This window comes from Dermatophilaceae bacterium Sec6.4, from assembly GCA_039636865.1.
Taxonomy (GTDB): domain Bacteria; phylum Actinomycetota; class Actinomycetes; order Actinomycetales; family Dermatophilaceae; genus Allobranchiibius.
Window position 1 is genome coordinate 3,434,387 of the sequence record CP144172.1, and the last position, 18,347, is coordinate 3,452,733.

Below are 18,347 nucleotides of genomic sequence, written 5' to 3' on the forward strand. Positions count from 1 at the left end.
GCAGGTAACCCATTTCTCCCGGCAGCAGAGTTGCGTATTTCTGCAGGAAGGTTCTGGACCGTTCATCCGTTGAAGCAGACATGATCTTCGGTTTCGGACGAGTTGGCACGATGGTTTCTGCTACTGACGCGCTTCCCGGGCGCCCTACTGCGATGCAGCACGTTCCTGCTGACCACGCGGTGCTCGGAACTTCACTGAAAGGACCGTGGCCCGAAGGCACCCAGGTGATGTACGTCGCGATGGGCTGCTTCTGGGGAGCGGAGCGCTTCTTCTGGAAAATGCCCGGGGTGGTGACGACCGCTGCGGGGTACATCGGTGGATTCACGCCGAACCCGTCGTACGAGGAGACCTGCACCGGCCGCACCGGGCACACCGAGGCCGTTCTCATCGCCTATGACCCCAAGCAGACGGATGCCGAGCACCTGCTCAAGACCTTCTGGGAAAACCACGACTCAACCACCAAATACCGCCAGGGCAACGACGTCGGCACCCAGTACCGGTCGGCTATCTACTGGACCACGCCCGAGCAGGAGGCCGCCGCGAAGGCGACCCGCTCGGCGTTCCAGGAAGTGCTGACCCAGCACGGACACGGCGAGATCTCGACCGAACTCGCCCCCGCCGGGGAGTTCTACTACGCCGAGGGGTACCACCAGCAGTACCTGCACAAGAACCCCGGCGGCTACTGCAACCACGGCCCCAACGGAATGACCTGCCCGGTCGGTCTGGTCAAGCAGGACGAGCTGCCCAGCCAGGAGTCGGTGCTCCCACCGACCAGCGGTTGATCTCACCGAGATGTCAGTTTCGGAGGGTCACATCGCGTCTCGACCCTCCGAAACTGACATCTCGACGCGCAGGGTGGCCGTGGCCCTTACCTGAACGCTGCGCTCACGCCAGTGGTAGCTGCGATTGCGAGACGCGGGTCGCGTCCTCGTGCAGCCGTAGGACGACTTCCTGGTCACCGGTGGCGGGAGCACCGTGCGACGCGATCTTGGCGCACACGGCGTAGTCCGCGCTACCCGCGGAGTAGTCCTTCAACCACGCATCGGCGCGACGACGTGCTTCAGCGGATCCGTAGGGCCAGCGCACAGTGGGTGCCTGCTGAGGTGGCCGCAAACGCCAGGGTTTGGGCGTCAGGCGCGCGCGGTAGGTGCCGTGGGCGGCGCACAATCGCAGGTACACGGGGTCGGTCCCCAACTGCTCCAGGATGTCCGTGGCCGCCGGCGAGCTGGGGTCGACCTGCTCACCGGTGATGATGACGCGCAGCCCGGCGGCGGTGCGGTAGACGTGCGTACCCCGCTGCGGTGACCGGTCGGCGTACGCCGCGATCCGCTGCAGTGCCAGCGCTTCGGGGCTGAGCGCAGGGTCCTCGGCGCCGCTGCCGAAGATCCGACGCAGCCGCCCGCGGGACCGACGCTGCGCGGGAAGGTCGACATCGGCGATGACGACGGCCTGCGTGCACAGGACCTCCGCTCCGTACCGGTTGCGGGTGACCACCGCGAGCAACTGCCCCGACGTGCTGCTCACCTCCCGCAGTATTTCCTCGCGCAAGGGCAGCCGGGGGTAGTAGTTCTCGCGTTCCGCTCCGGCGTGCAAGTTGGCGAAGGCCGTCGTGAGCCGTTCTGCAGCAATGGATTCGGCATCCTCTTCCGAGGTCCACGACCACCCCCACACTGTGAGAGCGATCTTGCGACCATCAGGTTGGAAGGCTGAATCGGTGCGCTGACGCCAGTACGGCGGAGGACCCTGCATGAGCTCGATCCTGGCATGACGAAGCACGCGTTGGGACCGGTGAACAGGATTCGGTCGCCCTGTCAGTCCCTCACGTCGAGTGCCCCGGCACGGCGGGTGCTGAATTCCACAACCACGGCAACATCAACTTCAGGGCATCGCTCCATACCGCCCAGGAATGACTACCGGCATACAGCGATGCATGCACCGGGATATGGGCAGTCCTGGCGGCAGCAACGAGCCGCGCCTGAGCGGCGTAGACCACGTGGTCTGTATCACCGCACTCGAACCATCCACGTAGATCGGGGTAGCGCCGATGCGTCAGTAGCCACAGCGGATCATGTGTGCGCATAGCGACCGGATCACTTCTGTACAGCTGCTCGTTCGAAGCCGCGGTCTTCAGACCACTCACACTCAGGTTGGCGAGACCGGAGAAGTCGCCGAATGCTGAATAGGTGCGCGGGTGGCGCATCGCGAGCATCAACGAGCACGTTCCGCCCTCGGACAAGCCGGCGATCCACCATTTCTGCGTTCCGACCGCAGCTGCAAAGTGGGTACGCACCCAGGAGACGACATCGGAGCTGAGATAGTTCTCGGTGCTCTTGCCATTCTTGGTACGGATACATTCCGAGTCCGAGCCTTGCGTTCCGTTGATGTCAGGCATGACGACAATCGGCGCTTCACCGTGGTGGGTGCTGGCAAATGCATCTTCGGTACTCACCAGTTTTCCGCGGACACTCGGCCAGTCCAAGGGTGCACCCGGCGTGCCATGCAGCAACTCGAGCACAGGTAGGTGCAGATGCGGATCGCGCACGGCGGCAGGAGGCAGGTAGAGGTAGGCCGGCCGCGGTGTGAAGCCATCCTTTGCCGGGATCACGACCCGTAGCAGCTTCGCACCGCCGGTGGGGTGCTGGAGCTTCAGGAGTTTCAGGTTCGGCTTCGGCTTCGCGTGCGGCGACGCGGACACCACCGACGGCGAGGACGGTGAAGGCAGTGAGGGCAGCGCGGACCCGGACGGGGCACTGCTGCAGCTGGCCAGCAGCGCAGCAGCAACCGTGATCAGGGCAGCTTTGCGGACTCGAGGACTTCTCACATCACTGATGACGATGCTCTCTTGTTTCAATGCTCACTTGTTTGCCGATTACTGGTCCATCAGATGAACGGGGCTGAACGCTAGCAACGCACCATGAAGCAACCCTGAGAATCCTGGTGTCGATCTCGGACTTGACGTAATTCGAACGCGTGTTCGATCATTGGGAGATGCCGCATGCTGTCGCTCCGACCTCCCGCGAGGACACGATCGCCCATCTGCAGAGTCTGCTGCAGCGCGAATCCGGTGGCCTCGCGGGGTCTCGGAGTCCCGGTCGACCCCACCAGTCAGGGCCCTGCGATTCAAACCTCACGATGATGCTCGGCCTGCCGGTGCATCCTGGTCTGCGCAGTAGTTTCCCCACCGGTCTGCGACACGGTGGCGTCTACACCCTCTCCGGCTCGACCACCGTGGCCATGGGCCTGTTGGCCGAACCGACGAAGGCCGGCTCCTTCTGCGCAGCGGTCGGACTACCTAATTTCAGCGTCGAGGCGGCATTGTCGTGGGGCACCGATCTGGACAAGCTGGTCCTGGTGCCGCATCCCCCGGCGCAGGACTGGGTCAGCGTCATTGCCGCCCTGACCGAGATCACAGATCTGATCCTCGCCGGCCGCCCACCGCACGTCACACCCGGTGAGGTGGAGCGGCTGCACGCCCGCTTACGCACTCGTCGTACGACGTTGGTCGTGGCCGGCGCATGGCCGCGGGCCGTAGCCCATATCGATGCCGTGACCACCGGGTGGGACGGCCTGGGGCAAGGCCACGGAGTGCTACTGGGCCAACGGGTGCAGATCACCGTCACCGAGCAGCACCGGCAACGCACCCAGGACCTGAACTGGCCGGTCGCGGCATGAGAGGAGCCATGAGAACACTGCCTGCCACCTCGACACCCGTGCGGGTACTGGCCCTGTGGTGGCCCGGTTGGTCGCTGATCGCAGCCCGAGAAGCTGCCGGCACCCCACCTGAGGCACCTCTGGCGGTGGTGTCCAAGAGCATCGTGGTCGCCCGCTCGGCAGCCGCGGCCGCAGAAGGTGTCACCGAAGGCCTGCGGATCAGGCATGCCCAGGCCCGATGCCCCGACCTGCAGGTGCTCACCTACGACGTAGGCATCGAGCAGCGGGCCTTCGAGCCGGTGCTGCGGATCATCGAGACGCACGCGCCGTTGGTGCAGGTGATCCGTCCGGGGCTGGCCGCAGTGCGCGCCGGCGGCCTTACCCGGTTCTACGGCTCCGAAGCCGCGGCGGCAGACGTCCTGGCCGGGGCCGTGCAGGAGGAATTCGAGCACGACGTGCGGATAGCGGTCGCCGACGGTCTGTTCGCTGCCGAGCACGCGGCGTATGCCACCACCGGCGACGTGCCTTGGCGACAACTGCCACCGGGTGAGTCCGCCCGCTTCCTCGCCCGGCTACCGGTGACCGTTCTCGCTCCTGCCATCGGCGACTCACGCATGCCGAACACGTTGCGACGTCTGGGTATTCGCCACCTCGGTGATTTGGCGGCACTCCCCCGCAGTGACGTACACGCCCGCTTCGCAGCAGCCGGCCTGCATGCGCATCAGCTCGCGTGCGGGCACGACGCACCCACCATCTCGCCACGCTCGGTGCCGCTGGACCTGGATCTGCGCATCGTCTGTGATCCGCCGACGGTCGATATCGAACCGTTGATCGCGCACTGCACCGCTGCCGTAGACCGCCTCGTCACTGCGTTGATGGAACACGCATTGATCTGCAACCAGATCAGACTCGCCCTGCACACCGAGGGCGGACTGATCCATGAAAAACTCTGGCGGCATCCGTGGCAGTTCACTGCCGGCGAACTGTTGGATCGAATTCGTTGGCAATTGGATGAATTCGCCGCCGAAACCAGCGAGCGGTACGACGCCATCTCACTGGTGACGATGGCGCCGGAGTCGCTGGAGAGCGCCTCGCACCACGCCGAAGGTTTATGGGGTGACCGGCCGGACGAGCACGTGGTGCGCACCATCACCCAGTTACAGGCACGCCTCGGACACGATGCGGTGCTGTCGGCCAGCGTCGGCGGCGGCCGGTTGCTCGACGAACGCCGGGTGCTACGCCCGTGGGGTGAAGCAGTCCCCGCACCGGCAGGGCGCCGCACCGATCAACCATGGCCCGGGTCACTTCCCGGACTGTCTCCTGCGACCGTCTTCGCCCAGGCCCAACCTGGCTCGGTGCGGGGCGCCGATGGCAGCACCGTGCGTGTCAGCGAGCGCGGGAGTCTGTCGACACCACCGGCCACTCTGCAATGCAGCGACGCGCCCGCCCGGCACATCGCCGCCTGGGCCGGACCGTGGCCGATACAACAGCGCTGGTGGCGAAATCCTCTGACCGTCCATCGTTTTCAATTCGTCGACGACTGCAACCAGGCCTGGCTGCTACTGACCGGCGGCGGACTCTGGTGGGTGGAGGCCCGGTATGACTGAGCATTCACGGAAGGGTTGCAGCAATGGGGTTCAGTAATCCGCCGATCCCGTGGTCGGAGCTGGAACGACTGCTGTCCGAAGGCACCCGGCCTACCACAAGCACCGGCAACCGGTCCTCGTACACCGCCGACGGCGGTGACGGGCCGGCGTTCTCGCGCAAGCGCAAACCCTTCCGGGCTCCCGAACAGCTGACCGAAGAGTCGGCCGACCCACCGGCCGACGACGGACCCTTCGTGCCGTACGCCGAGTTGCATGCCCATTCCCACTACAGCTTCCTGGATGGGGCCTCCTCCCCCGAGGACCTGGTCACCGAGGCCGTCCGGCGGCGGTTGCGCGGTATCGCGCTGACCGACCACGACGGGCTGTACGGCGTGGTGCGGATGGCCGAGGCAGCAGAAGGTTTCGGCGGGATCGAGACTGTGTTCGGCGCCGAACTGTCGCTGGACCTACGCACTGCGCAGAACGGCATACCCGACCCCGAAGGCAGTCATCTGCTGGTGCTGGCGCGCGGACAACAGGGTTACCACCACCTCGCCGCAGCCCTCACCGACGGTCATCTGGCACCCGGTGCGGAGAAGGGCCGGCCGATCTACGACCTGGGTTCGCTGGCCGATACCGCCGCCGGTGACTGGATGGTGCTCACCGGCTGCCGCAAGGGGACGGTACGACAAGCCCTGGAACGTGCCGGCGATGACGCGGCATTGGAGCAGGTACGTCATCTGCAGGATTTGTTCGGGGCCGCCAACGTGCTGGTCGAGCTGACCGATCATGGCGATCCGCTCGACAGCCTGCGTAACGACCGGCTCGCTGCGATCGCCCGACGCGCGGGCGTCGATACGGTGGCAACCAATGCCGTGCACTACGCGACACCCGAAAACTTCCGGTTGGCCAGCGCATTGTCGGCGGTGCGCGCCCGCCGCAGCCTGGAGGATCTGGACGGGTGGCTACCGAGCAGCGACCAGGCTCATATCCGCAGCGGCGCCGAGATGCAGGCACGATTCGCGCGCTTCCCCGGAGCGGTCGAGCGCACCGCTGACATCGCTGCCGATCTGGGCTTCCGGTTGCGCTCGGCCAGTCCCCGGCTGCCCCGCCAGGAGGTACCGGACGGGCATACCCCGATGAGCTGGTTGCGTGAGCTGACCTGGCAGGGCGCCGAACAGGCGTGGAAAGAAGTGACACCCGCCCACCGCGAGCGCCTCGAACACGAGCTGCGGGTCATCGAGGCCAAAGACTTTCCGGGTTACTTCCTCATCGTGCATGAGATCGTCAGCTTTGCCCGAGAGCGCGAGATCCTCTGTCAGGGAAGAGGATCCGCGGCTGCATCAGCCGTCTGCTACGCACTGGGCATAACCGTCATCGACCCGATCTTCTACGGTCTGCCCTTCGAGCGGTTCCTGTCCGAGCTACGCGAAGAAGCACCCGATATCGATGTCGATTTCGACTCCGGGCGCCGCGAGGAGGTCATCCAGCACGTCTACGCCAAATACGGCCGTCGCAATGCTGCGCAGGTTGCCAACGTGGTGACCTACCGCCCCAAGAACGCCGTCCGCGATATGGCCAAAGCGCTCGGATACAGCCAGGGTCAACAGGACGCCTGGTCCAAACAGGTCGAGCGCTGGGGTGGACAGATCGCGAGTGACACCCACGACATCTCCCCCGCGGTCGTGCAACTCGCGCAACAGGTACTGACTTTCCCCCGACACCTCGGCATCCACTCCGGCGGCATGGTGCTGACCGATGAACCGGTCGGCAATGTCTGCCCGATCGAACCCGCCCGGATGACCGACCGCACTGTCCTGCAGTGGGACAAGGACGACTGCGCATGGATGGGGCTGGTCAAATTCGACCTGCTCGGTCTCGGAATGCTCGCCGCTGTGCAACACACCTTCGACCTGGTGAAGAAGCACTTCGGGCAGGTATGGCGGATGCAGACGATCCCGCGTAACGAGCCGGGCGTCTACGACATGCTCTGCCGGGCGGATTCGATCGGGGTCTTCCAGGTGGAGAGTCGCGCGCAGATCGGCACCCTGCCCCGCCTGAAACCACGCTGTTTCTATGACCTGACCGTCGAGATCGGGTTGATCCGACCCGGCCCGATCCAGGGCGGCGCGGTACACCCGTACATCCGTCGGCGTACCGGCGAGGAAGCCATCACCTACCCGCATCCGCTACTGGAAAGCGTGCTGGAACGGACGCTGGGCATTCCGCTCTTCCAGGAGCAGCTGATGCAGATGGCCACCACGATCGGTAACTGCACCCCGGCCGACGCCGACCTGCTGCGGCGGGCAATGGGCTCCAAGCGCGGGGTCGAGAAGATCGAGACCCTCAAAGCCAAGTTGTACGACGGGATGGCCGCCAACGGGATACCCCCCGACACCGCCGATGAGATCTACAACAAGATCGAAGCATTCGCGAACTTCGGCTTTGCAGAGTCGCACTCGCTCAGTTTCGCGGTGCTGGTCTACGCCAGTTCCTGGCTCAAACTGCATTACCCGGCAGCGTTCCTGGCGGCCCTGCTGCGAGCGCAACCCATGGGGTTCTACTCACCACAGACCCTGGTGGGTGACGCCCGGCGGCACGGGGTCGCGGTACTGCCACCCGATATCCACCGCTCGAATGTGTACGCCGACCTGGAGGCAGAGACGGACGCGGCAGCAGGCGGTGATCACGCCGATGGCGGCGGGATGGACTCCTGCCTGCACGACTACGCGCAGGAGCAGATCGGCGGGTTCGATGCGACTGCCCCACCGGACACCGACCGGCACCGCCGCGACCAGAAGCACAGCGTGCGTCTGGGACTGGACGACGTGTCAGCGCTCGGCCAGGACGTCGCGGAGCGGATCGTCACGTGCCGCGAGCGTGGCGGTCGATTCACCGATCTCAGCGACCTGGCTCGACGGGCTGAACTGGATACCGAACAGATGGAGGCTCTGTCGCTCGCGGGAGCACTTGACGAACTGTCCGGATCACGACGCGGCGCCCTGTGGCAGTCCGCCGACGCGACAGCCGTCAAGCAGGGCCAACTCGACATCAATGTGCCCTACCAACCGCCGCTACTGCCCGAGCTGACCCTGGGTGAGCTGCTGATCCACGACCTGCAGGCGACCGGCATCAGCCCGGCGGATCACCCCATGCAACACAGCCGGGCAGTGATGCGGGAGCGGGGTGTGCTGCGTACCCGCGACCTGCTCACCATGGAGTCCGGGCGGCGGATCGAAGTGGCCGGCGTGGTGACCCACCGGCAGCGACCGGCCACCGCCAGCGGCATCACCTTCCTCAACCTGGAGGACGAGACCGGATTGATCAACATCATCTGCAGCCGAGGCGTCTGGCACCGCTACCGGGTCGTGGCGAGATCGGCACCCGCGATGATCATCCGCGGCATCCTGGAACGCTCTCCGGAGAACATCGTCAATATTGTCGCGGACCGACTGGAGAAGCTGCCGATCAATGTGGAGCTGACCTCCCGCGACTTCCGCTGAATGCCCAGGGAACACCCATATATGTCTTTTCGCTGTTAGATTCGGCGCCAGTTGACTGCCAGGCCACAGCGAGAGAGGTATGCGATGTCACTACGGGGTGACCTGCTACGACGCAAGCCCATCGCGAAGGTCGATGAAGAATCCGGGGATGGAGGGTTGGCCCGAACCATCGGGGTCTTCCAACTCACCATGTTCGGCGTCGGAGCCACCATCGGCACCGGCATCTTCTTCATCATGTCCGAGGCCGTTCCGGTCGCCGGGCCGGCGGTGATCTTCTCGTTCGTCATCGCCGGTGTCGTCGCAGGTCTGACGGCCCTGTGTTACGCCGAACTGGCGAGCGCCGTGCCGGTATCGGGTTCGTCCTACTCCTACGCCTACGCCACCCTCGGCGAGCTGCCGGCGATGGTCGTCGCGGCCTGTCTACTGCTCGAGTACGGCGTGTCCTCGGCAGCGGTTGCGGTGGGCTGGTCGCAGTACGTCAACGAGCTGCTCAACAACTTCTTCGGCTTCAAACTGCCGGAGGCGATCTCGCAGGCACCGGATGCCGGCGGTTTCATCAACCTACCGGCCGTCGTGCTGATCGCGCTGTGTGCGCTGCTCCTGCTGCGCGGCACGAGCGAATCCGCCGAAGCCAACACCATCATGGTGCTGATCAAGCTGACGGTGCTGGGCATGTTCATCGTGGTCGCGTTCTTCGGCTGGGACTCCAACAACTTCGCCGACTTCGCGCCGTTCGGTGTCGGCGGCGTGACCACGGCGGCCGGGGTCATCTTCTTCTCCTACATCGGCCTCGACGCGGTCTCCACAGCCGGAGAAGAGGTCAAGAACCCGAGCCGGACGATGCCGCTGGCCATCATCAGCGCCCTGATCATCGTCACGACCGTCTACCTGCTCGTTGCACTGGCCGCGATCGGCGCCCAGGCCAGCGGCAAGTTCAAGGACCAGGAAGCCGGTCTGTCCGCGATCTTGCGGGCCGTCACCGGATCGTCGGTGCCGGCCACGATCCTGGCTGCCGGCGCGGTGATCTCCATCTTCAGCGTCACCCTGGTGACCATCTACGGTCAGACCCGGATTCTGTTCGCGATGTCCCGTGACGGGATGGTCCCCGCGATCCTGAGCCGGGTGAACCGCCGCACGCTTACCCCGGTTCCCAACACGATCATGGTGGCCTGCATCATCGGTCTGCTGGCCGGACTGCTGCCGATCAGCTTCCTCGCCGAGATGACAAGCATCGGTACCCTGATCGCCTTCATCGTCGTATCGGCGGGCGTCATCATCCTGCGTCAGCGTGAACCCGACCTGTTGCGCGGCTTCAACGTGCCGGGGTACCCGGTGACCCCGATCCTCGCGATCCTCGGCTGTCTCTGGATCATCACCAGCCTGCGAATAGTGACGATCCAGGTCTTCGTCGGCTGGGCAGCGATAGTGCTCGTCTGGTACTTCACCTACGGCCGCAAGCACGCCACGCTGAACAACCAGCCATCCGCTGGGCCAGTATCCGAGGACCGGTCATGACGCTGCTGGTCGGCTGCCCGGTGGAGGATTCGTCCACCGGCGCCGTCCGGTTGGCGGTGATGCTGGCCCGCCCCGGGGAGAACCTCGTGGTCGTTGCGGTGCTCTCCAACCCATGGACACCGGGGATGGCCCGGGTCGATTCGGAGTACCAGTCCTTCCTCGATGCACGCGCAGACGATGCCCTGGAACAGGCGCGGTCCGAGCTGACCGGCGACGTCAGTGCGACCTTCGTCCGGCGTCATGCCCGCTCCGTTTCCGCCGGTCTGCTCGAGGTTGCCGAACACCACGATGCCCGGCTGATAGTCCTCGGGTCCTCGACCTCGGGCATGCTGGGCCGCGTTGCCCTCGGCGGTGTCGGCGAGCGTCTGCTGCATAGTTCGCCGCGACTGGTCGCGCTGGCCCCTCGCGGATTCCGGTGTACTGCTGCCCGCGTCACCCGGGTGACGGCGGCTTACGGCGGTGGTGACCAGAGCGAACACCTGGTGCTCGCCGCTGCAGCCCAGGCTGAACAGATCGGCGCGGCACTGCGACTTGCCTCCTTCGCGGTGCGACCGAGGTCCACGATCCTCGCGGGCATCGGTAGCCGCGGGGAGGACGGCGTGGTGCAGGAGTGGATGCATGAGATCGCGAACCGAGCGCGTGAGACCGTCGCCGTGGTCGCGCAGCTGCCGCAGCCGCCGCGTATCGATCCGTCGCAGATCGGTCGGGGCATCACCTGGGAGGACGCGATGAACGACGTGGAGTGGATCGACGGGGATGTCCTGGTCGTCGGGTCCAGCAACCATGGTCCGTTGGCTCAGGTTTTCCTGGGGGCACGTGCCTCGAAAATCATCCGGCACTGCCCCGTGCCGGTGGTCGTCGTACCCAGAGGTCAGGCGACAGCCGGGCGCAACGTTGTGTGAACGGGTGCGCTCTATGGGGCGCACCCGTTCACACAACTTTCAGCGGGCAGCAGCGACGAGTGCTTCGAACAGTCGCAGGTCCTCACCTTGCTCGGGATGCCACTGGACACCGAGCCGCCAGCGGGCCGCCGGGTCGTGCAGACCCTCGATGACGCCGTCCTCGGCGCGCGCGACCACGTCGTATCCGGGAGCGGTCGCCACGCCCTGGTGGTGGTAGGTCGGGCAGGACACCTGCGGTCCGAGCAGGTCCGCGAGCACTGTCCCGGGCTCGGTGATCACCCGGTGGGTGGACCACACCCCTGGTGACGGGCAGTGTTCTTCGTGGCCGACCACGTCCGGAAGGTGCTGGATCAATGTGCCGCCCGCCTGCACCGCCATGATCTGCATGCCCCGGCAGATACCCAGCGTCGGTAGATCGATCTCTGCACTGACCGCTGCGAGCGCAAGCTCGCTGCCGTCCCGGTCCGGACGGGCCTGCTGCGCCGACCCGTCCGACGTGGCCCCGTAGCGGGACGCCTCGACGTCGGCGCCGCCGGAGATGATCAACCCGTCGAGAACGCCCAGCACCTGCCGCGCCCACGCCGCATCGGCGTCCGGCATCGGTGGGATCACCACGGGTAGCCCGCCGGCGGCAATAACCTTTTCGGCGTACGTCGCGGGCAGCGTCACACTGAGCTGCCCGCGCCACGGAGCGCGGTCCACCGGCTCCAGATACGACGTGATGCCGATGACCGGTCGGAGCGGTGACCGGTTACTCACAGCGCGTCACTCACAGCGGAGTGACGTACGCGTTGGAGATGCCACCGTCCACCAGGAAGTCGGTCGCCGTGATGAAACTGGACTCATCAGAGGCCAGGAAGAGCACCGCGTTGGCGATCTCCTCCGGCTCGCCGAAGCGCCCCACGGGGATGTGCACCAGTCGTCGGGCAGCGCGTTCGGGGTCGGAGGCGAACAGCTCCTTGAGCAGCGGGGTGTTCACCGGACCCGGGCACAACGCATTGACGCGTACTCCTTCACGCGCGAACTGCACCCCCAGCTCGCGCGACAGGGCAAGGACCCCGCCCTTGCTCGCGGTGTAGGAGATCTGCGAGGTGGCTGCCCCCATGATCGCCACGAACGACGCGGTGTTGATGATCGAACCACGCTTCTGCTCCAGCATGTAGGGCAGCGCTGCCTTGCAGCACAAATAGACACTGGTCAGGTTCACCTCCTGCACCCGCCGCCACGCCTCGATGCCGGTGGTCAGAATCGAGTCGTCGTCCGGCGGGGAGATGCCGGCGTTGTTGAACGCGACATCCACGCTGCCGTAGGTGGAATTGGCAGCCGCGAAGAGCACCCCCACGTCATCTGCGTTCGTGACGTCGCACCGCACGAACAGACCCTCGACCTCATCCGCGACGCGCTCACCGGAATCGACGTCGACGTCGCCGATGACGACCCGCGCGCCCTCCTGCGCGAACCGTCGCACGGTGGCGAGACCGATCCCCGAGCATCCTCCGGTAACGACCGCGACTTTACCTTCGAGCCTTCCTGGCATGATTACCCTTCTCTCTCAGATTGCTTCGTAGTCAGAGTTCAGTGGAGATGAAGACGTTCTTGGTTTCGGTGAATGCCGCGAGCGCATCCGGACCCAGCTCGCGGCCGAGTCCGGAGGACTTGAAACCACCGAACGGCGTGGAGTAGCGCACCGCGGAGTGGGAGTTGACCGACAGGTTCCCGGCCTGCACTGCGCGGGCCACGCGTAGTCCGCGACCCAGATTGTCGGTCCAGATCGATCCGGCGAGTCCGTATGCGGTGTCGTTGGCCTTGGCGATCGCGTCGGCTTCGTCCTCGAAGGGCAGCACGGCGACGACGGGCCCGAACACCTCGTCGCGCCAGACCGCATCCTGCACCCCACCGGGCAGCACGACGGTCGGCGGGTACCACCAACCCGACCCGCCCGGTGCTTCGCCGCGAAAAGCGATATCGACGTCGGCGTCCTCAACGAAACCGATCACCCGATCGCGCTGCGCTGACGAAATGAGGGGGCCCATGTCGGCATCACCGATCTGGGCTGGATCTGCGACCTTGACTGCTCGCACTGCCGGTTCGAAGTGCTCCATGAACCGGTTGAAGACACTACGCTGCACCAGGATCCGACTACGCGCGCAGCAGTCCTGGCCGGCGTTGTCGAAGACGGCTCCCGGCGCGGCAGCAGCAGCCGCCTCGACGTCGCAGTCGTCGAAGACGATATTTGCGTTCTTGCCGCCCAGCTCCAGTGTCACCCGGGTCAGGTCGTTGGAGGCCAGTGCCATGATGCGTTTGCCGACCGCGGTGGAACCGGTGAAACACACCTTGCGCACGTCCGGGTGCGTCACGAATCGTTCTCCGACAACGGCTCCCTCACCTGGGATGACGTTGAAGACTCCCTCGGGCAGGCCGGCCTCCAGAGCCAGCTCGGCGAGCCGCAATGCAGTGAACGGCGTCAGCTCGGCCGGTTTCAGGACGACGGTGTTACCTGCAGCGAGAGCGGGCGCGAAACCCCAGCCGGCGACGGGCATCGGGAAGTTCCAGGGCACGATGATGCCGACCACGCCGAGCGGTTCGTGGAACGTCAGGTCGATCCCTCCAGCGACTGGAATCTGCCTGCCGCACAACCGCTCTGGTGCTGCCGCGTAGTAGTGCAGCACGTCGCGGACGTTGCCCGCCTCCCAGGTCGCATTGCCTCGGGTATGCCCCGCGTTCTCGATCTCCAGATCAGCCAACTCGCCGACGTGCGCATCGACGACGTCGGCAAAACGTCGCAGCAGTCGCCCGCGGTCGACCGGTGCGACCGCCGCCCACGAGGGTGCGGCTGAGGCGGCCAGCGCAATGACTGCGTCGGCCTCCTCGAGGCTGGCGTGCTCGATCGAGCCGATTGCCTGCTCGGTGGAGGGGTTGATGACGTCGTACGAAGTGCTCACAGTCGCTCGAATCCTCGCTTGCGTTCCCAATCGGTCACTGCCGCAGCGTAGGCGGCTACTTCTACCTCGGCGGCGTGAGCGTAGTGCTCCACCACGTCGTCGCCGAAGGCGTCCCGCGCTACCGCTGAGGTAAGGAGCAACTCGCGTGCCTCGCCCAGCGTCGAGGGCACCTTGTCCTTGTCGCTGGCATACGCGTTCCCCTCGAACGGCGGCTCCAACTCCAGCTCGTGCTCGATTCCGTAGAGACCACCCGCGAGCATCGCAGCCGTCGCCAGGTAGGGGTTCGCATCACCACCGGGGATTCGATTCTCCAGCCGCAACGACGACCCGTGACCGACGACCCGGAAGGCGCAGGTGCGGTTGTCCCGGCCCCAGGCAACCGCCGTAGGAGCGAAGGAACCGTCCGCAAAACGCTTGTAGGAGTTGATATTCGGGGCGTAGAAGTACGTCAGTTCACGCGCTGTCGCGATCATGCCCGCGAGGAACTGGTCGAAAAGCACGCTGTGCCCGCCCGGACGGGAGTCGTCAGTACAGACAAGCTCCCCCTCAGCGCCTCGCAGCGACATGTGGATATGGCAGCTGTTGCCCTCACGCTCGTCATATTTGGCCATGAAGGTCAGGGACTGCCCGTGCTGAGCAGCGATCTGCTTGGCCCCGGTCTTGTAGATGACGTGGTTGTCGCACGTGCGCGTCACCTCGTCGAAGAGGAAACCGATCTCGTGCTGACCCAGATTGCACTCGCCTTTGGCGCTCTCGACGACCATCCCGGCGGCCCACATCTGATTGCGGATATCGCGTAGCAGCGGCTCGACCCGACTGCCGCCGAGCACCGAGTAGTCGATGTTGTACCGGTTTGCGGGCGTCATGGCGACGTACTGCTTGTCCCAGGCCTGCTCGAAGGTCTCTTCGTAGACGTTGAACTCCAGCTCGGTACCCGCGAATGCCGTCCAGCCAGCAGCAGACGCGCGCTCCACCTGGGCACGCAGCACCGAGCGTGGAGCCTGCCGCACCGCGCCGGAGCCGTCGATCCAGGCGAGATCGCACTGGATCGTCGCGCAGCTGGGCTCGGCCGGGGTGCGGCGCAACGTCGAGAGATCCAGCTCGAACAGGAAGTCGCCGTAGCCGCGCTCCCAAGAGGTCATCTCATAACCATCGATGGTGTTCATCTCGACATCGACGGTGAGCAGATAGTTGCACCCTTCGGTCGCGCCCTTCAGGGCGTGATCCAGAAAGTAGTGCGCGTGCAGGCGTTTGCCCTGCAGCCGACCCTGCATATCGGTGAAAGCGACGATGACGGTGTCGATGGACCCTGCCTCGATCTGCGTTCGTAACTCATCCAGCGTGAATTTCGGTGCTGTCATGATCGTCCTCTTCTGGAGGTGGTTCGCGGGACGCTGCTCATCCGAGCAGCCCTGTCAAGAGCTCTCCGGTCGCGTCACAGTGCTCGCGCATTGCGTCGGCTGCCTGCCGCCCGGCTCCGTGCAGCACCGCGTCGACGATGCGGTGGTGCTGGTTGTGCGAATGGTTGATGTTCCGCGGCAGCACCGGGATCGCTGCGAGCAGGTCGCCGAGAGCCGCCTGCGCCTGGGTGACCGCATCCACCAGCATCGAACTGCCCGACAGGGTGGCCAGTGCAAGATGCAGCCGGGAATCGGCGATGCGGTGCTCGGCGGAGCCGATGTCGCCGCGGGTGTCGGCCAGGCACGACGTGAGCCACGCCCGTTGTTCGCCGTCCAACGGTTGCCGGGCGGCCAGTTCGACCGCGCCCGGCTCGACGACCCGACGGAACGCCAGCACATCGGCCACGTCGTACTCGCTCACCGGCCGCACACCGACCAGGCTCGTACCGTCGTAGGTCACGACAGTGCCACCACCCCGCCCGCGCGTGGTGTGCACGAGGCCCGCTTCGCGAAGGGCCGCAATGGCATCACGCAAGGTCATCCGGCTTACCCCGAGTCGCTCGGACAGCTCCCGCTCGGGGGGCAGCTGCTCGCCGTCCGCGAAGACCCCGAGCCGGATCGCGGTGGCGAGTTGCCCGACCACTGCCTCGAAGACGTTGCCCACCGCGGGATGCAGAGTTGCCTCCTGCAAGCCCCTTCGGGGTAGGTCGTGCAGCGCCGCGGTCACGCGGACAGTCTTCCGATCACGCCCCCGGACGTCAATGGTCCGAAATCACACCTTTCTTTCCAGATTCCGTAGACGCCACGATTCCTGTGGGTCTAGCCTCGCGCTCAACGACTCTCGACACCAGGAGCCACCCATGGCGCAAGAAGCCGCCGAAGACACCCCCCTCTCCGATGACGACGCGCTGCTCGCAACCCTCGGCTACAAGCAGGAACTGAGCCGAAGTTGGTCCAGTTTCTCCAACTTCGCGATCTCGTTCTCGATCATCTCGATCCTGGCCGGCTGCTTCACGACCTTCGGGCAAGCCTGGAACAACGGCGGTCCGGTCGCGATCTCCTGGGGCTGGCCGGTCATCTCCGCACTGATCCTCATCATTGGTCTAACGATGAGCGAACTGGTCTCCGCCTACCCCACCTCTGGTGGTATCTACTGGTGGGCATCGAAGATGGGCGGCCCAGCAGCCGGCTTCTTCACCGGTTGGTTGAACCTCATCGGCCTCTTGGCCGTGACGGCGTCCGTCGGGTACGGAGCGGCCACCTTCCTGGACCTCACGCTGGACACCGTGAGCACGTCGTGGGCCAAGCATTCAGGGCTCAAGGTGGTGTTCCTCATCTTCGTCGTCATCATGGTGCTCGGGGCTTTGGCGAACATCTTCAGCAGTCATCTACTGGCCGTCATCAACAACATCTCGGTCTGGTGGCACGTCGCGGGCGCAGCCTTCATCATCGGGATTCTGTTTCTGATCCCGAACAAACACCAGAGCGCGAGTTTCGTCTTCACCGACCGGATCAACAACTCCGGGTACCTCGACAACAAGTACTGGTTCCTCGTACTCCCCCTCGGGCTGCTGCTGACGCAGTACACGATTACCGGGTTCGACGCCTCAGCCCACCTGTCGGAAGAAACCCAGGGAGCAGCAAAGGGTGCCGCCCAAGGCATCTGGCGCTCCATCTTCTACTCCGCGATCGGCGGATACGTGCTCCTGCTCGCGTTCCTCTTCGCGGTGCAGGACCCGGCCGCCGTGACGAAGGGCGGCGGCGCGGTCGATCTCATCTTCGGCCAGGCGCTACCGCAGAAGTGGCACTTCGTGGTGCTGTTCATCGCCACGGCCGGCCAACTCTTCTGCGCCACCGCCTGCCTCACCAGCGCGTCCCGGATGACGTTCGCGTTCAGCCGTGACCGCGGTATTCCGGGGTCCACCTGGCTCGCCAAGGTCAACCCGCGCACGCACATCCCAGCAAACGCCGTCGTCTTCGTGGCCGTGATCGGCGTTCTCATCACGTTGCCCGCACTGGTGGAGGTCGACGTCAACGGCGCCCCGGTGCCGGTGGCCTTCTACGCGGTGACCTCGGTAGCCGTCATCGGTCTCTATCTCGCGTTTGCGATCCCCATCTTCCTGCGCTGGCGGATGGGCGACGCTTTCGAGCCCGGTTCGTGGACCCTGGGATCGAAGTACAAGTGGATGAACATCGTTGCTGTTGCCGAGATCACGATCATCTGCATCTACTTCATCATGCCGTTCACCCCCAGTGCGATCCCGGGCAACAAGGACTTCTCGTTCAAATTCGTCAACTATGCACCTGTGCTGACTTTCGGCAGCCTCGCAGTCCTGGCGATCTGGTGGTTTGCGTCGGCTCGTAAGTGGTACACAGGGCCGCAGCACACCATCGACAAGGCCGTGACGGCGGCGTTCGACGATTAATACCTCCTCTTCGTCCGCCTCATTGGCGACACTTCAGCGCTGGGTGGAGTTCGGCGGCACCTGGACCCTGCTGCACCGCACCGACACCACGGTGATCATCTCGCTGCGCCGCTGCGACGGCGGCGAAGAAGTCGAGCGTCTCTGCAGCGCTGACCCGGACCTGATCGCATACACCGCCACAGCTCCAGAGAACTGAGTCGCGCTCCGCGATCACCGTGCTCACAGCCTGCCTACGGCCCCAGTTGGGCCACTCGCAGAAATACGTGTCGCGACGTCATCTTTCCTACTCGCGTGCCCAGCCGACGGTGCCCGCCTGCACGTTATTCAATTGTTACGTCCCGATCACCCCGAGGGTCTTGAGGTACTTCTGTTGCGTAGGTCACACTGTCGAGACAACGTTGTCTCAAGGGGCCAACGTCGAT

The 18,347-nt window shown here is 65.2% G+C and carries 15 protein-coding genes; 8 read left to right on the top strand and 7 right to left on the bottom strand.

Annotated features, from left to right (window positions below; translation table 11 throughout):
- Positions 1-110: 110 nt before the first annotated feature.
- Positions 111-782: a peptide-methionine (S)-S-oxide reductase MsrA gene (msrA, locus tag V3G39_16405; GenBank protein ID XAS76208.1), complete on the top strand. Its 672-nt coding sequence runs from the start codon at positions 111-113 to the stop codon at positions 780-782.
- A gap of 103 nt (positions 783-885) precedes the next feature.
- Here the strand turns inward: msrA and V3G39_16410 are convergent, their stop codons facing one another.
- Together V3G39_16410 and V3G39_16415 are read right to left on the bottom strand one after the other, a co-directional pair.
- Positions 886-1,749, bottom strand: a complete 864-nt coding sequence (locus V3G39_16410; protein XAS76209.1) for a hypothetical protein — start codon at positions 1,747-1,749, stop codon at positions 886-888.
- A 70-nt stretch (positions 1,750-1,819) separates the two neighbouring features.
- Positions 1,820-2,821, bottom strand: a complete 1,002-nt coding sequence (locus V3G39_16415; GenBank protein ID XAS76210.1) for an alpha/beta hydrolase-fold protein — start codon at positions 2,819-2,821, stop codon at positions 1,820-1,822.
- A 167-nt stretch (positions 2,822-2,988) separates the two neighbouring features.
- Between V3G39_16415 and V3G39_16420 the strand changes: the two genes are divergently transcribed.
- From V3G39_16420 to V3G39_16440, 5 genes are all read left to right on the top strand, one after another.
- On the top strand, positions 2,989-3,672 hold the full coding sequence (locus V3G39_16420) for a hypothetical protein (protein XAS76211.1): 684 nt from the start codon (positions 2,989-2,991) through the stop codon (positions 3,670-3,672).
- A gap of 8 nt (positions 3,673-3,680) precedes the next feature.
- Positions 3,681-5,258, top strand: a complete 1,578-nt coding sequence (locus tag V3G39_16425; GenBank protein XAS76212.1) for a DNA polymerase Y family protein — start codon at positions 3,681-3,683, stop codon at positions 5,256-5,258.
- Positions 5,259-5,281: 23 nt separating this feature from the next.
- Positions 5,282-8,740, top strand: a complete 3,459-nt coding sequence (locus V3G39_16430; protein ID XAS76213.1) for an error-prone DNA polymerase — start codon at positions 5,282-5,284, stop codon at positions 8,738-8,740.
- 84 nt (positions 8,741-8,824) lie between these two features.
- Entirely contained in the window at positions 8,825-10,255 is a 1,431-nt protein-coding gene (locus tag V3G39_16435; protein XAS76214.1) for an amino acid permease, read from the top strand.
- The gene (locus V3G39_16440; GenBank protein ID XAS76215.1) at positions 10,252-11,157 is read left to right on the top strand and encodes a universal stress protein; all 906 of its coding nucleotides are present in this window, start codon (positions 10,252-10,254) and stop codon (positions 11,155-11,157) included. The genes V3G39_16435 and V3G39_16440 overlap by 4 nt, the downstream gene beginning before the upstream one ends.
- Before the next feature lie 39 nt (positions 11,158-11,196).
- Here the strand turns inward: V3G39_16440 and V3G39_16445 are convergent, their stop codons facing one another.
- The 5 genes from V3G39_16445 to V3G39_16465 are packed head-to-tail and all read right to left on the bottom strand — an operon-like array spanning position 11,197 to position 16,226.
- The gene (locus V3G39_16445; GenBank protein ID XAS76216.1) at positions 11,197-11,916 is read right to left on the bottom strand and encodes a gamma-glutamyl-gamma-aminobutyrate hydrolase family protein; all 720 of its coding nucleotides are present in this window, start codon (positions 11,914-11,916) and stop codon (positions 11,197-11,199) included.
- Positions 11,917-11,926: 10 nt separating this feature from the next.
- The gene (locus V3G39_16450; GenBank protein ID XAS76217.1) at positions 11,927-12,694 is read right to left on the bottom strand and encodes a 3-oxoacyl-ACP reductase; all 768 of its coding nucleotides are present in this window, start codon (positions 12,692-12,694) and stop codon (positions 11,927-11,929) included.
- 31 nt (positions 12,695-12,725) lie between these two features.
- Positions 12,726-14,099 (bottom strand): aldehyde dehydrogenase family protein, encoded by a 1,374-nt coding sequence (locus tag V3G39_16455; GenBank protein XAS76218.1) that lies wholly within the window; start codon positions 14,097-14,099, stop codon positions 12,726-12,728.
- On the bottom strand, positions 14,096-15,460 hold the full coding sequence (locus V3G39_16460; protein XAS76219.1) for a glutamine synthetase family protein: 1,365 nt from the start codon (positions 15,458-15,460) through the stop codon (positions 14,096-14,098). The genes V3G39_16455 and V3G39_16460 overlap by 4 nt, the downstream gene beginning before the upstream one ends.
- A 37-nt stretch (positions 15,461-15,497) precedes the next feature.
- Complete coding sequence (locus V3G39_16465) at positions 15,498-16,226, bottom strand: FCD domain-containing protein (GenBank protein XAS76220.1); 729 nt, start codon at positions 16,224-16,226, stop codon at positions 15,498-15,500.
- A 133-nt stretch (positions 16,227-16,359) separates the two neighbouring features.
- On the opposite strand from V3G39_16465, the gene V3G39_16470 reads away from it, so the two are divergent.
- Complete coding sequence (locus V3G39_16470) at positions 16,360-17,925, top strand: amino acid permease (protein XAS76221.1); 1,566 nt, start codon at positions 16,360-16,362, stop codon at positions 17,923-17,925.
- A 43-nt stretch (positions 17,926-17,968) separates the two neighbouring features.
- Positions 17,969-18,121, top strand: a complete 153-nt coding sequence (locus tag V3G39_16475; protein ID XAS76222.1) for a hypothetical protein — start codon at positions 17,969-17,971, stop codon at positions 18,119-18,121.
- Positions 18,122-18,347: the final 226 nt, after the last annotated feature.

Coding starts and splice junctions, on each gene's coding strand:
- msrA (XAS76208.1), top strand. CDS start 111: ATGGTTTCTGCTACTGACGCGCTTCCCGGGCGCCCTACTGCGATGCAG.
- V3G39_16410 (XAS76209.1), bottom strand. CDS start 1,749: ATGCAGGGTCCTCCGCCGTACTGGCGTCAGCGCACCGATTCAGCCTTC.
- V3G39_16420 (XAS76211.1), top strand. CDS start 2,989: ATGCCGCATGCTGTCGCTCCGACCTCCCGCGAGGACACGATCGCCCAT.
- V3G39_16425 (XAS76212.1), top strand. CDS start 3,681: ATGAGAACACTGCCTGCCACCTCGACACCCGTGCGGGTACTGGCCCTG.
- V3G39_16430 (XAS76213.1), top strand. CDS start 5,282: ATGGGGTTCAGTAATCCGCCGATCCCGTGGTCGGAGCTGGAACGACTG.
- V3G39_16435 (XAS76214.1), top strand. CDS start 8,825: ATGTCACTACGGGGTGACCTGCTACGACGCAAGCCCATCGCGAAGGTC.
- V3G39_16440 (XAS76215.1), top strand. CDS start 10,252: ATGACGCTGCTGGTCGGCTGCCCGGTGGAGGATTCGTCCACCGGCGCC.
- V3G39_16450 (XAS76217.1), bottom strand. CDS start 12,694: ATGCCAGGAAGGCTCGAAGGTAAAGTCGCGGTCGTTACCGGAGGATGC.
- V3G39_16460 (XAS76219.1), bottom strand. CDS start 15,460: ATGACAGCACCGAAATTCACGCTGGATGAGTTACGAACGCAGATCGAG.
- V3G39_16470 (XAS76221.1), top strand. CDS start 16,360: ATGGCGCAAGAAGCCGCCGAAGACACCCCCCTCTCCGATGACGACGCG.